Annotated in this window: 12 protein-coding genes and 3 pseudogenes; 7 read left to right on the top strand and 8 right to left on the bottom strand. The window is 69.3% G+C overall.

Annotated elements, in window-relative coordinates; genetic code table 11:
* Positions 1-65: 65 nt before the first annotated feature.
* A complete protein-coding gene (locus BHE75_RS07325; protein WP_015459926.1) occupies positions 66-908 on the top strand; it encodes an AAA family ATPase in 843 nt (280 codons plus the stop codon).
* Between the two features lie 40 nt (positions 909-948).
* Here BHE75_RS07325 and BHE75_RS07320 read toward each other — a convergent pair whose 3' ends face one another.
* The 5 genes from BHE75_RS07320 to BHE75_RS07300 form a co-directional block, all read right to left on the bottom strand.
* Entirely contained in the window at positions 949-1,917 is a 969-nt protein-coding gene (locus BHE75_RS07320) for a hypothetical protein (protein ID WP_070933480.1), read from the bottom strand.
* 14 nt (positions 1,918-1,931) lie between these two features.
* Positions 1,932-3,131, bottom strand: coding sequence for a class I SAM-dependent RNA methyltransferase (locus BHE75_RS07315; protein ID WP_070933478.1), 1,200 nt, complete (start codon positions 3,129-3,131; stop codon positions 1,932-1,934).
* The gene (locus BHE75_RS07310; protein ID WP_070933476.1) at positions 3,128-4,534 is read right to left on the bottom strand and encodes a bifunctional ADP-dependent NAD(P)H-hydrate dehydratase/NAD(P)H-hydrate epimerase; all 1,407 of its coding nucleotides are present in this window, start codon (positions 4,532-4,534) and stop codon (positions 3,128-3,130) included. The genes BHE75_RS07315 and BHE75_RS07310 overlap by 4 nt, the downstream gene beginning before the upstream one ends.
* Positions 4,515-6,236, bottom strand: a complete 1,722-nt coding sequence (gene ilvD / locus BHE75_RS07305) for a dihydroxy-acid dehydratase (protein ID WP_070933474.1) — start codon at positions 6,234-6,236, stop codon at positions 4,515-4,517. The genes BHE75_RS07310 and ilvD overlap by 20 nt, the downstream gene beginning before the upstream one ends.
* 213 nt (positions 6,237-6,449) lie before the next feature.
* Positions 6,450-6,641, bottom strand: a complete 192-nt coding sequence (locus BHE75_RS07300; protein WP_070933472.1) for a hypothetical protein — start codon at positions 6,639-6,641, stop codon at positions 6,450-6,452.
* Positions 6,642-6,694: 53 nt separating this feature from the next.
* Between BHE75_RS07300 and BHE75_RS07295 the strand changes: the two genes are divergently transcribed.
* On the top strand, positions 6,695-7,534 hold the full coding sequence (locus BHE75_RS07295) for a class I SAM-dependent methyltransferase (protein WP_070933470.1): 840 nt from the start codon (positions 6,695-6,697) through the stop codon (positions 7,532-7,534).
* A 39-nt stretch (positions 7,535-7,573) separates the two neighbouring features.
* On the opposite strand, the gene phaR is transcribed toward BHE75_RS07295, so the two are convergent.
* Complete coding sequence (gene phaR / locus BHE75_RS07290; protein ID WP_070933468.1) at positions 7,574-8,155, bottom strand: polyhydroxyalkanoate synthesis repressor PhaR; 582 nt, start codon at positions 8,153-8,155, stop codon at positions 7,574-7,576.
* A 91-nt stretch (positions 8,156-8,246) separates the two neighbouring features.
* Here phaR and BHE75_RS23990 point away from each other — a divergent pair, with 91 nt between their 5' ends.
* Positions 8,247-8,642, top strand: a complete 396-nt coding sequence (locus BHE75_RS23990) for a hypothetical protein (RefSeq protein WP_070933466.1) — start codon at positions 8,247-8,249, stop codon at positions 8,640-8,642.
* Here the strand turns inward: BHE75_RS23990 and BHE75_RS23985 are convergent.
* Positions 8,582-8,716 (bottom strand): annotated as a pseudogene (locus tag BHE75_RS23985) (alanine racemase C-terminal domain-containing protein); the annotation flags it as partial. The gene BHE75_RS23990 and the pseudogene BHE75_RS23985 sit on opposite strands and share 61 nt — an antisense overlap.
* A 1-nt stretch (position 8,717) precedes the next feature.
* Here BHE75_RS23985 and BHE75_RS23130 point away from each other — a divergent pair.
* A pseudogene (locus BHE75_RS23130) lies at positions 8,718-9,011 on the top strand (acetyl-CoA C-acetyltransferase); the annotation flags it as partial.
* A 307-nt stretch (positions 9,012-9,318) separates the two neighbouring features.
* On the opposite strand, the gene BHE75_RS07280 reads toward BHE75_RS23130, so the two are convergent.
* Positions 9,319-10,017 carry an ABC transporter ATP-binding protein gene (locus tag BHE75_RS07280; protein WP_254684385.1) on the bottom strand — a complete coding sequence of 233 codons (699 nt, stop codon included), beginning with the start codon at positions 10,015-10,017 and terminating at the stop codon, positions 9,319-9,321.
* Positions 10,018-10,060: 43 nt separating this feature from the next.
* Between BHE75_RS07280 and BHE75_RS07275 the strand changes: the two genes are divergently transcribed.
* The 3 genes and pseudogenes from BHE75_RS07275 to BHE75_RS25345 form a co-directional block, all read left to right on the top strand.
* The gene (locus BHE75_RS07275; RefSeq protein ID WP_070933462.1) at positions 10,061-10,696 is read left to right on the top strand and encodes an alpha/beta hydrolase; all 636 of its coding nucleotides are present in this window, start codon (positions 10,061-10,063) and stop codon (positions 10,694-10,696) included.
* A 64-nt stretch (positions 10,697-10,760) separates the two neighbouring features.
* Positions 10,761-11,933 (top strand): acetyl-CoA C-acetyltransferase, encoded by a 1,173-nt coding sequence (locus BHE75_RS07270; protein WP_015459918.1) that lies wholly within the window; start codon positions 10,761-10,763, stop codon positions 11,931-11,933.
* Positions 11,934-12,209: 276 nt separating this feature from the next.
* Positions 12,210-12,293, top strand: a pseudogene (locus BHE75_RS25345) (methyltransferase); the annotation flags it as partial.
* Positions 12,294-12,315: the final 22 nt, after the last annotated feature.

The raw sequence follows: 12,315 nt of genomic DNA, 5'->3' as shown, positions 1-12,315 counted from the left end.
TGCCAGCCCGCGCCACGCCCCCTATCGCTGGACCGGCTTGACGCGAACGGCAAGGGAGTGGCGGGGTGCGTTTCGAAGGCACGAAGGATTATGTCGCGACCGACGACCTGAAGGTCGCCGTCAATGCCGCGGTCACGCTCCGCCGCCCGCTGCTGGTGAAGGGCGAACCCGGCACCGGCAAGACCGTGCTGGCGCATGAGATCGCCAAAGCCACCGGCGCGCCGCTGATCCAGTGGCACGTGAAATCCACCACCAAGGCGCATCAGGGCCTTTACGAATATGATGCCGTCGCCCGCCTGCGCGACGGCCAGCTCGGCGATCCGCGCGTCCACGAGATTTCCAACTATATCCGCAAGGGCAAATTGTGGGAGGCCTTCACCTCCCCGCAGCTGCCCGTGCTGCTGATCGACGAGATCGACAAGGCCGATATCGAATTCCCGAACGACCTGTTGCAGGAACTCGATCGGATGAGCTTCGACGTCTATGAGACGGGAGAGACGATCGCCGCGCGGGAGCGCCCGATCGTCGTCATCACATCGAACAACGAGAAGGATCTGCCGGATGCCTTCCTGCGCCGCTGCTTCTTCCACTATATCAAGTTCCCGGATCGGGAGACGATGCAGGCGATCGTCGACGTCCACTTCCCCGGCATCCAGAAGATACTGGTCTCCCGCGCGATGGACATCTTCTACGAGGTGCGCGACGTGCCGGGCCTCAAGAAGAAGCCGTCGACCAGCGAGCTGCTCGACTGGCTGAAGCTGCTGCTGGCCGAGGATATGCCGCTGGACGTCCTCCAGTCCAAGGACGCCCGCAAGGCGATCCCGCCCCTCCACGGCGCGCTGCTGAAGAACGAGCAGGACGTGATGCTGTTCGAACGCCTCGCCTTCATGGCCCGCCGGCAGGGCTAGGGCCGGACGGCATTCGGTTTCCGTGCCGTAAGCCGGCCCGCTAGGCCGGGCGCGGCGCCGTCCGGGTGATCGGGCCGGTGGCGGCCGGCGGGGCGCAGGGGGCATGGGCTTCCGCGATCAGGCTGGCGAGCGCGCCCGCCACCACGGGCCGGGCGGCCTCATTGCTCAGCCGGTCGAGCGCCGCCAGGCTCCGTTCGCGTCCCGCTTGTTCGGCGATGCGCAGGCCGACATAATAGCCGAAGCGCGATGGCAGCCCCGCCGCCTGGGCGCCGCCGGTGAACACGGCATCGATGTCGCCGCCGTCCACCGCGTCGAAGCGGGTGGCAACGAAGCACAAGGCCTCTCCCCAGCGCGCGTCGGTCGGCGCGCGGATCGGCGCCGGCTGGTCCAGCAGTAACTGGTGATCGCTGGCGCCGGGCGTCAGCGTGGCCGCGGCATGGGTCGCCAGCCCTTCCTGCCACAGCACGCACCATAGCTGGTCGCAATCGTCGAAATGCCGGGCATGTTCGAGATGGAACAGCTCATGATCGAGGAAGGTCGGCAGCGAATCGTCATTATGCAGCCGCGCGATCATATCGGCGCCGAACAGCATCACCTTGCGCCCGTTCACATAATCCGATCCGCCGTCACGCACGCCCAGCTGATGGGTCAGGTATATGGGCAGCGGCGGCACGAAATCGGGGAAGACCTTGCGGAACCGCGCCACCGATCCCGCAAGAGTCGCCGGAAATTCGCGCTCCACCTGCCGATAGGCCGTGCGGATCACGGGAAACTCCGCCAGCGCCGCCGCGATCCGCCGGTCGAGCTTCGCGGGGTCCCTGGCCGTGTAGAGCCCCGGCGCCAGCCGATCGAAGGTGGCGCGGAATTCCGCCACGCGCCGGGCAGGGTCCATGCCTGCGGTGCGCGCCTCGAATGCGTCGAACGCCGGTGCCAGATTGGTGAAGGGCACGGGCGCCGGCGCGGCGGCCACCGTGGCCAGCCCCAGCAGCGCCAACATCGCTTTGCGCATCCGTCTCTCCGTCGTTACGCCAGGAATTCCCCCACCAGCTCGACATGGGTGGACCAGCGAAACTGCCCCACCGGCGTGATCCGCGCCAGCTCATATCCGCCCTGGATCAATATCTTGGCATCGCGGGCGAAGGTGTGCGGGTTGCAGGAGACATAAGCGATGCGCGGCACCCCGGCGCCCGCCAGCTCCTCCGCCTGCTCGACGGCGCCCGCGCGCGGCGGATCGAGCACCACCGCATCGAACCGCGCCAGATCCTTGGCGTCCACCGGCCGGCGGAACAGGTCGCGATGCTCCACCATCACCGCCCGGCCCGCGCGCGCCGCCGCCAGCTTCAGCGCCGTCGCCGGATCGCGCGCGCCTTCCGCGGCATAGACCTTCGCCTTCTCCGCCAGCGGCAAAGCGAAGGTGCCGATGCCGGAAAACAGGTCCGCCACCACCGCCGCGTCGCCCACGATCCGCCGCACCTCGGCCAGCAGCGCCGCCTCGCCATCCGCCGTCGCCTGCAGGAAGCCGCCGATCGGCAGCCCCACCGCGATGCCGCCGAGCGTCACCGTCGCCGGCGCCGGTTCCCAGCGCACCTGCGGCCCGTCGCCCTCATCCACCGCCAGCCGGGCCAGCCCGTGGGTTTCGGCAAAGGCGGTCAGCGCCTCGGCGGCGGCCAGCCCTTCGGCCTCGACCTTCTCGATCAGCAGGTCCACGCCCTGATCGGCCAGCGTCATCTGCACCGCCGCCGCGCGCCGATCGCGCACCAGCCCGGCCAGCAGCCCCTTCAGCGGCTCGATCAGCCTCGCAAGCTCCGGCCGCAGCACCGGGCATTCCTTCAGGTCGACGATCCGGTGGCTGGCCCCTTCGTTGAAGCCCAGCAGCACGCGCCGCCCCTGCCGTTCCGCCCGCATCGTCGCGCGGCGCCGGGCGCCCGGCGGGGAGAGGTGCGGCAGGTCCATCGGCGGCGGCTCCACGCCCTGCGCGCGCAGCGATCCCACGATCCGGCTCGTCACGAAATCGGCATAGACCTCGTCGTCGACATGCTGGAGCTGGCAGCCCCCGCAACGCGGGAAATGGCGGCACAGCGGCTCCACATGCTGCGGGCCGGGAATGACGGTGCCGTCCGCCGCCACCATGTCGCCCGGCGCCGCCAGCCGGACATGCCGGCCATCGGCGGTCACGCCGTCGCCGCGCCCGGCGAGGCGGACGACCAGTCCGTCCTCGCTCATGCGCAGGCCGCCAGCGCGGATGCCAGATGGGCCGGCAGGTCGTCGGCGATCAGGCCGGGGCCGGCCTGCGCCGCCGCCGCGCCGTGCAGCCACAGGCCGGCCTGCGCCGCCGCGAACGGGTCCAGCCCGCGCGCCAGCATCGCGCCGGTGATGCCCGCCAGCACATCGCCCGTGCCGGCGCTCGCCAGCCAGGCCGGCGCCGTGGCGGCCACCGCCGCCCGGCCATCGGGGTGGGCGACCACGCTGTCCGCGCCCTTCAACACAATCACTGCTTCACTCCGTCGCGCGGCTTCCCGCGCGCGATCCAGCTTGCTGCCCGGCAGATCGCCGAACAGGCGCTTGAATTCGCCCTCGTGCGGGGTCAGCACCGCCGGCATCGCCAGCCGGCGGAGGCGCGATAGCCCAGCATCGGCCAGCAAGGCCAGCCCATCCGCATCGATCACGATCGGATGGCCCGAATCCATCGCCGCCCGCAGCCGCCGGCGCGCCGCGATGTCGCGCCCCAGCCCCGGCCCCGCCACGACCGCGCCGGTGCGCGGATCGGCCAGCGCCGTCGCATCGTCCCGCCGCACGATGGCATGGGGCAGCGTCCCGGCGCCCTCGCCCGTCAGCACGACATAGCCCGCACCGGCACGGGCGGCCGCCGTCGCCGCCAGCATCGCCGCGCCCGGCATCGCGCCGCCGATCACCGCCACCAGCCCGCGCGTATATTTGTTGTCGGCGGGCGTCGGCGCCGCCAGCCGCGGCCGCTCCACCCGCCACGCGCGCGCTTCGCCGCCAAGGTCGATATCGGCCACCGCCACCCGCCCGCAAAAGGATGCGGCTGGCTGCAGCACATGCGCCGGCTTCAGCACGCCCAGCGCCACCGTCAGGTCGAAACGCGGCACGGGGGAAAGGATCGCGCCGTCGTCGGTGGCGATGCCGCTCGGCAGGTCCACCGCGATGGCGAGCTTCGCCGCCGCCGCCAGTTCCGCCAGCCGGCCCGCGACGTCGCCGTCCAGCGGCCGCGACAGGCCGGTGCCGAACAGGGCATCGATCAGCAGCGGCGCCGGCTTCGCATCGGCCAGCGCCTCCACCGGCCCGCCCCACCGCGCCCGCATCTCGCGCGCCGCCTCGGTTGCGGGCTCGCCGGTCGCCGCCACGCGCACCGGCACGCCGCGCTCGCGCAGGTGCCGCGCGACGACATAGCCGTCCCCGCCATTATTGCCCGGTCCGCACAGGATCAGCGTCGGCGGCATCGCGGCGAAGCGCCACGCGGCCTCGGCCACGGCGGCGCCCGCCTGCTCCATCAAGTCCGCCACCGGCACGCCGTGGGCGAAGATCGCCTCCTCCGCGGCGCGCGTTTCCGCCGCCGTCAGGATCGCGCGGCGCGCCGCCGCCGGATCAGATGTCGGCGTAGACATGGGTCTCCGCCCTGGCGCCGGGATGCGTCACCGCCCCCTTCCACGCCGGCCCGACATTTCGGGCATAACGCCACAGCGCGCCCGAATTATAATCGGTCCTGCGCGGCTGCCACTTCGCCCGGCGCTCCGCCAGAACGTCGTCGGCCACCAACAGGTCGATCGTGCCGGCCTCGGCATCGATGCGGATGGGATCACCATCCTCGACCAGCGCGATCGGCCCGCCGTCCGCCGCTTCCGGCCCGACATGGCCGATGCAGAAGCCGCGCGTGCCGCCCGAAAAGCGCCCGTCGGTGATCAGCGCCACCTTCTCGCCCATGCCCTGCCCGTAAAGCGCCGCCGTGGTCGAAAGCATCTCGCGCATGCCCGGTCCGCCCTTCGGCCCTTCATAGCGGATGATGATGACCGATCCCTCGGCGATGTTGCGCGCCTCGACGGCGGCGAAGGCATCCTCCTCGCAATCGAACACGCGCGCCGGCCCTTCGAACTGCAGCCGGTGCATGCCGGCCACCTTCACGATCGCCCCTTCCGGCGCCAGCGTGCCCTTGAGGCCGACGACGCCGCCGGTGGGGGTGATCGGGGTCTTGGCGTCGTAGATCACCTTCTGGTCGGGGTTCCACGTCACCTCGTCGATATTCTCGGCGAGCGTCCTGCCCGTCACCGTCATGCAGTCGCCGTAGAGCAGCCCTTCGGCCATCAGCGTCTTCATCAGCATGTAGATGCCGCCCGCCTCGTGCATGTCCTTGGCGACATAGCGGCCGCCCGGCTTCAGATCGGCGATATAGGGCGTGGACTTGAAGATCTCGGCCACGTCGAACAGGTCGAACTCGATCCCCGCCTCGTTCGCCATCGCCGGCAGATGGAGCGCGCCGTTGGTCGATCCGCCGGTCGCCGCCACGATCCGGGCGGCGTTGATGAAGGCTTCGCGCGTGCAGATGTCGCGCGGGCGGATGTTCCGCGCCACCAGTTCCATCACCTGCCGTCCCGCCGCGCGGGCGATCTCGTCGCGGCCCTTATAGGGCGCCGGCATCATGTTGCTGTTGGGCAGCGACAGGCCGATCGCCTCGCCCACGCAGGCCATGGTGTTGGCGGTGAACTGGCCGCCGCAGGCGCCGTGGCCGGGGCAGGCCACCTTTTCCAGCGCCGTCACTTCCGAAAGCGGGCAGGCGTGCGCGGCATATTTGCCGACCACCTCGAACACGTCGACCACCGTCACGTCGCGGTCGTGGAACCGGCCGGGCAGGATCGATCCGCCATAGACGAAGATCGAAGGCACGTTCAGGCGCAGCATCGCCATCATCATGCCGGGCAGCGATTTGTCGCAGCCGGCAAAGCCCACCAGCGCGTCATAGCAATGGCCGCGCACCGAAAGCTCCACCGAATCCGCGATCACCTCGCGGCTGACCAGCGAGCTTTTCATGCCCTGATGGCCCATGGCGATGCCGTCGGTCACGGTGATGGTGTTGAACCGGCGGGGGGTGCCGCCGCCCGCGATCACGCCCTCGCGGCAGATATCGGCCTGTTCGTTCAGCGTGGTGTTGCAGGGCGCGCTGTCGTTGCCCGCGCTCGCCACCGCCACGAACGGACGGGCGATCTCCTCCTCGGTCATGCCCATCGCGTAATAATAGCTGCGATGCGGCGCGCGCTCCGGCCCCACGGAAACATGGCGGCTGGGCAGGCGGGACTTGTCGAACTGATGGGTCATGACACGCTATCCTGGGGCTTGAACGTCTCGATCGCTCCGCCGGGTGCCGGCCGATCGGATCGTGAATCAGGCTCCGCTCCTTTAAGGGTTGGGTTTGCGGGGCGTCTTTGGCCTGTCGCGCCGCTTCGCGCAACCCGTGGCCCATGATTTTTTGAAACGACGTTACTCTTTACCCGTCACATGAGTAATTTTCATTCAACGCCCCGCATCCGGTCACTCCGGATTGTGGATGGCGAAGGTGGTGAAGGCCAGCGCCAGCAGGATCGCCAGCATCACGATCAGCGGCCACGGCACCCAGCCCACCCGGTCCACGTCGCGGCGGCGGTTGCGGCGGTGGTCCGCCAGCGCCGCCAGCCCGGCCACCGCCGCCGAAGCCCCCGCCAACGCCCAGAGTGTGCCTTGCATCCCCAACCCGTCCTCCGCATCATGCCGCCATCGTCATGATTGGGAGAGAGACTTTGCGCCACCCTGTTTTTGCGGCAGCCCTGCTGGCCGGCCTGGCGGCTTCCGCGCCGGCCTTCGCGCAGGAGGATCATTCCGCCCACGCCGGCCACGCCATGCACCACGCCGCCGCTTCCGGGCCGATCGCGGCCGCCGTGGCCGATCCGCGCCGCAAGGCGGAAAATCGCGCGCGCGATCAATATCGCCATCCGGTGGAAACGCTCAGCTTCTTCGGCATCCAGCCGGACCAGACGGTGGTGGAAATCTGGCCCAGCGGCGGCTGGTATACGGAAATCCTGGCCCCGCTGCTCAAGGACAAGGGCCGTTACATCGCCGCCGCCCAGCCTCCGGGCAAATATCGCACCGCCACCGAAACGCTGGTGGCCAGCGATCCGGCCCGCTTCGGCAAGGTGGAGATCACCACCCTCGATCCCAAGGCCCCCGGCGATATCGCGCCGGCCGGCAGCGCGGACGTGGTGCTCACCTTCCGCAACGTCCACAACCTGCTGATGACGGGCGAGCCGGAAGCCAAGGCCGCCTTCGCCAGCTTCTACAAGGCGCTGAAGCCCGGCGGCGTGCTGGGCGTGGTCGATCACCGCCTGCCCGAGGACCGCGATTCCGCGCTCGAAAAATCCAGCGGCTATCTGAAGAAGTCGACGATCGTCCGCCTCGCCGAAAGCGCCGGCTTCAAGCTGGCCGCCGAATCGGAAGCGAACGCCAATCCCAGGGACAAGGCCGATTATCCGAACGGCGTGTGGACCCTGCCGCCCACCCTTTCGCAGGGGGACCAGGACCGCGAAAAATATCTCGCCATCGGCGAAAGCGACCGGCTCACGCTGAAATTCGTGAAGCCCTGATCGAAGGGCCGGCGCGCGGAAAGCCGCCGGCCCGCCCGCTTATTCGCCCAGCTTGTCGATCTTGGCCTGCAGGCCGGCAAGCTGCGCCTTCAGCGCCGCCAGCTCGTCATCGCGCGATCCGCCAGCGGCCCCGGCCGCTTCCTCGCCGGCGGAGCCGTTCTTCTTCGGCGGCTGGAACGCCTTGGCCGCCGCCTCGAACATGTCCATGTTGCGCTTGGCCAGCTCCGCGAACGGGCCGCCGGCGAACGCCCCTTCCATCGCCTGGCGGAACTGCGTCTGGTTGCGGCGGAACGCATCCATCGATGCTTCCAGATATTGCGGCACCATCGATTGCATCGAATCGCCATACATGGAGATAAGCTGCCGCAGGAAATTCACCGGCAGCATCGTCTGCCCGCGATTTTCCTCCTCCATGATGATCTGGGTGAGGACGTTGTGCGTGATGTCCTCTTCCGTCTTGGCGTCGATCACCTTGAAATCCCGCCCCTCGCGCGTCATGTGCGCAAGATGATCGAGCGTGATGTAGCTCGACGTCTCGGTATTATAGAGCCGGCGATTGGCGTATTTCTTGATGATGACCGTGCCAGAACCCCCCGTGCCCGAACCAGCTGATTTCGCCATGACCGCGCCCTTTCCCACGAATTGCGGCAGCGTAGCATCATTTTCTGACGCACCGCAACAGAAGCCCCGCCCCCTTCCGCTGTTCCTTGCCATGCTGCAGCATGAAACCGCGGGCGATCCGGCCCGGCTACGCGCGGCGCTCGCCGGGCTGCGCCGCTACCAGGGCCATGATCGCGCCCCGCGCCCGCCCGAAATGCCGGTGATCGCGCGCATCGGCCGCGCCGCGATCCGCGATTATGGCGGCGATGGGCCGCCCGCATTGTTCGTGCCCTCGCTCATCAACCCGCCGCACGTCCTCGATCTCGCCGAAGGCCGGTCGCTGCTGCGCTGGCTGGCGACGCAGGGCGTGCGCCCGCTCCTCCTCGATTGGGGCACGCCCGCGCCGGAGGCTGTCTCTTATACACATCTAGATGTGTATAAGAGACAGGGGCAGGGCACGCCGCCCGCCAGCGCCCGGCCCCGTCCCTCGCCGAAACCGCGCAGATAGCCGTCGGCATAGCCCACGTTCAGGATGGCGACGCGCATCGCCGCCGGCGCAGCGAAGGTCGCGCCATAGCCGACGGCCAGCCGCATCGCCCTGGAAAAGGCGGGCTGGACGGTCGCCGATCTCGACCTGATCGAGGCGAACGAGGCCTTCGCCGCCCAGTCGCTCGCCGTCGGCAAGGAACTCGGCTGGGATGCAGACAAGGTGAACGTCAACGGCGGCGCCATCGCCATCGGCCACCCGATCGGCGCCTCGGGCGCCCGCGTCCTCACCACCCTGCTCTACGAGATGGAAAAGCGCGACGCGAAGAAGGGCCTCGCCACGCTCTGCATCGGCGGCGGCATGGGCATCGCCATGTGCATCGAACGCTGACCCGGAACACCCCGCCGTCGCCGCGACGCCCGGATATCGGGCGAAGCGGCGATGGCGGGCCGCAGCCGATCCGATAACGTCGGGCCAGCGCAGGCTGGCATCGCTGGCGGCTCCGGGACAACGCTTTTCCACGCACCGGAACCCTCCGGAATATCAGAAGCAGGCGGCCTTCGGCGCTTCCTCTCCCCTCCCTGCAAGGGAGGGGTTGGGGGTGGGTTCCGCCGAGGCACTCGGCGGCCCTCGCGGCGGCCGCCCCAGCTACGCATGGGGAATGGAGAGCATCTCCCCATTCCGGAACCGATTGATCCTAGCGGATCGGCCCCTCGGCATTGCCCTGGACGAACTGGTCCACATAGGGATTGCCGGAATCATAAAGCCGGTCGCGCGGGCCGTGCCAGATGATCTTGCCCTGGTAGAGCATCGCCACCCGGTGGGCGATCTTCCGCGCGGATGCCATGTCGTGGGTGATGGTCAGCGCGGTGATGCCGAGGTCGTCGACCAGGCTCATGATCAGGTCGTTGATTACGTCGGCGCGGATCGGGTCGAGGCCGGTGGTCGGCTCGTCGAAGAAGATGATCTCCGGCCGGGGCGCGATGGCGCGGGCCAGCGCCACGCGCTTCTGCATGCCGCCGGAAAGCTCGCTGGGCCTGAGGTTCAGCACCTCCGGCCCCAGCCCCACCCGCTCCAGATTCTCCTGCGCGATCGCCCGCATCCGGGCGGTGTCCCGCGCGCGGCCCTGCGTCAGCGCGAAGGTCACGTTGCGCCACACGGGCAGCGAATCGAACAGGGCGCTGCCCTGGAACAGCATGCCGAACTTGGCGCGCACGCGGGCAAGGTCGCGCTCGCCCAGCCCCACGATCTCCTCGCCGTCGATGCGGATCGATCCGGCATCGGGGCGGACGAGGCCCAATATGCATTTCAGCGTCACCGATTTGCCGCTGCCGGACTGGCCGATGATCGTCATCGATTCCCCGGCCTCGACCGCCAGGTCCACGCCGTCGAGCACGCGGTTCGCGCCGAACGTCTTGGCCAGCCCGCTGATCTGAATCTTGGGCGAGCCGGTGGCGCTTGCCGGCTATTGCCTGGGGGGCACGATGGCGCTCGCCGCCGCCGCGCGCCATCCGGTCCGCTCGCTCGCGCTGATCGCGGCGCCGTGGCATTTCAGCGCGTTCCCGCGCGCGGCACGCGATGACCTTGCCGGCCTGTGGAACCAGGCCGAACCCACCGCCGAAACGCTGGGCGTGCTGCCGATGGAGGCGCTGCAGGCCAGCTTCTGGCGGCTCGATCCCGCGCGCACCATCCGCAAGTTCGAGGATTTCGGCCGCCTGCCCGAAGGCGATCCCCGCATCGAGGCCTTCATCGCGCTGGAGGATTGGGCCAATGACGGTCCGCCGCTGACGCTCGCCGCCGGGCGGCAATTGCTGGTCGATCTCTTCGGCGGCGACATTACCGGCAAGGGCGGATGGCTGGTGGCCGGCGCGCCGGTCGATCCGGCCGCGATCGCCTGCCCGGTGCTGGACGTCGCCTCGCTCACCGATCGCATCGTGCCCGCCGCCAGCGCGGCCGGTATCGGCGATGCGATGCGGCTCGACCTCGGCCATGTCGGCATGATCGTCGGCAGCCGGGGCCGGCAGGCGCTGTGGGAGCCGCTGGCACATTGGCTTTCGCAACCGCGAAAGAGATGATAGGCGCGCTGCCGAAGAAGCACCGCAAAGGGCCGATCGAGCCACGTTCGCACAGGAGCCTAGCATGACCGAAGTCGTCATCACCGCCGCAAAGCGCACCCCCGTGGGCAGCTTTCTCGGCGCCTTCGCCGCCACCCCCGCGCACGAGCTGGGGCGCATCGCGATCGAGGCGGCGCTCGCCCAGGCCGGAGTCGCGCCGGCGGATGTGGACGAGGTGATCCTGGGCCAGGTGCTCACCGCCGGCCAGGGGCAGAACCCCGCCCGCCAGGCGGCGGTCAATGCCGGCCTGCCGGTGGAAAAGACCGCGATCGGCATCAACCAGCTCTGCGGGTCCGGCCTGCGCGCGGTCGCGCTCGCCGCCCAGGCGATCCGCGCCGGCGATGCGAAGATCATGGTCGCCGGCGGGCAGGAGAATATGTCGATGGCGCCGCACGCCCAGTTCCTGCGGGCCGGCGCCAAGATGGGCAATGTCGCCCTGCTCGACACCATGATCCATGATGGCCTGACGGACGCGTTCAACAATTACCACATGGGCATCACCGCCGAAAATCTGGCGGAGAAATATCAGATCACCCGGGCCGAGCAGGATGCCTTCGCCGTGCGCAGCCAGAACCGGGCGGAAAAGGCCCGCGCCGACGGCCGCTTCAAGGATGAGATCGCGCCCGTCACCGTGAAGGGCCGCAAGGGCGACACCGTCGTCGATCAGGACGAATATATCCGCGCCGGCGCCACGCTGGAGGCGATGCAGGCGCTGAAGCCCGCCTTCAAGAAGGACGGCACCGTCACCGCCGCCAATGCCAGCGGCATCAACGATGGCGCCGCCGCCATCGTCGTGATGTCGGCGGATGAGGCCGCCCGGCGCGGCGCCAAGGTGCTGGGCAAGATCGTCTCCTGGGCCACCTGCGGCGTCGATCCCGCGATCATGGGCATCGGCCCCGCGCCGGCCAGCCGCATCGCCCTGGAAAAGGCGGGCTGGACGGTCGCCGATCTCGACCTGATCGAGGCGAACGAGGCCTTCGCCGCCCAGTCGCTCGCCGTCGGCAAGGAACTCGGCTGGGATGCAGACAAGGTGAACGTCAACGGCGGCGCCATCGCCATCGGCCACCCGATCGGCGCCTCGGGCGCCCGCGTCCTCACCACCCTGCTCTACGAGATGGAAAAGCGCGACGCGAAGAAGGGCCTCGCCACGCTCTGCATCGGCGGCGGCATGGGCATCGCCATGTGCATCGAACGCTGACCCGGAACACCCCGCCGTCGCCGCGACGCCCGGATATCGGGCGAAGCGGCGATGGCGGGCCGCAGCCGATCCGATAACGTCGGGCCAGCGCAGGCTGGCATCGCTGGCGGCTCCGGGACAACGCTTTTCCACGCACCGGAACCCTCCGGAATATCAGAAGCAGGCGGCCTTCGGCGCTTCCTCTCCCCTCCCTGCAAGGGAGGGGTTGGGGGTGGGTTCCGCCGAGGCACTCGGCGGCCCTCGCGGCGGCCTGTCTCTTATACACATCTAGATGTGTATAAGAGACAGGACCAGGACCGCGAAAAATATCTCGCCATCGGCGAAAGCGACCGGCTCACGCTGAAATTCGTGAAGCCCTGATCGAAGGGCCGGCGCGCGGAAA

The organism is Edaphosphingomonas haloaromaticamans (genome assembly GCF_001853345.1).
Taxonomy (GTDB): domain Bacteria; phylum Pseudomonadota; class Alphaproteobacteria; order Sphingomonadales; family Sphingomonadaceae; genus Sphingomonas_E; species Sphingomonas_E fennica.
Note: the sequence above shows the minus strand (reverse complement) of the source record. Positions and strands in the feature narration are given on the sequence as shown.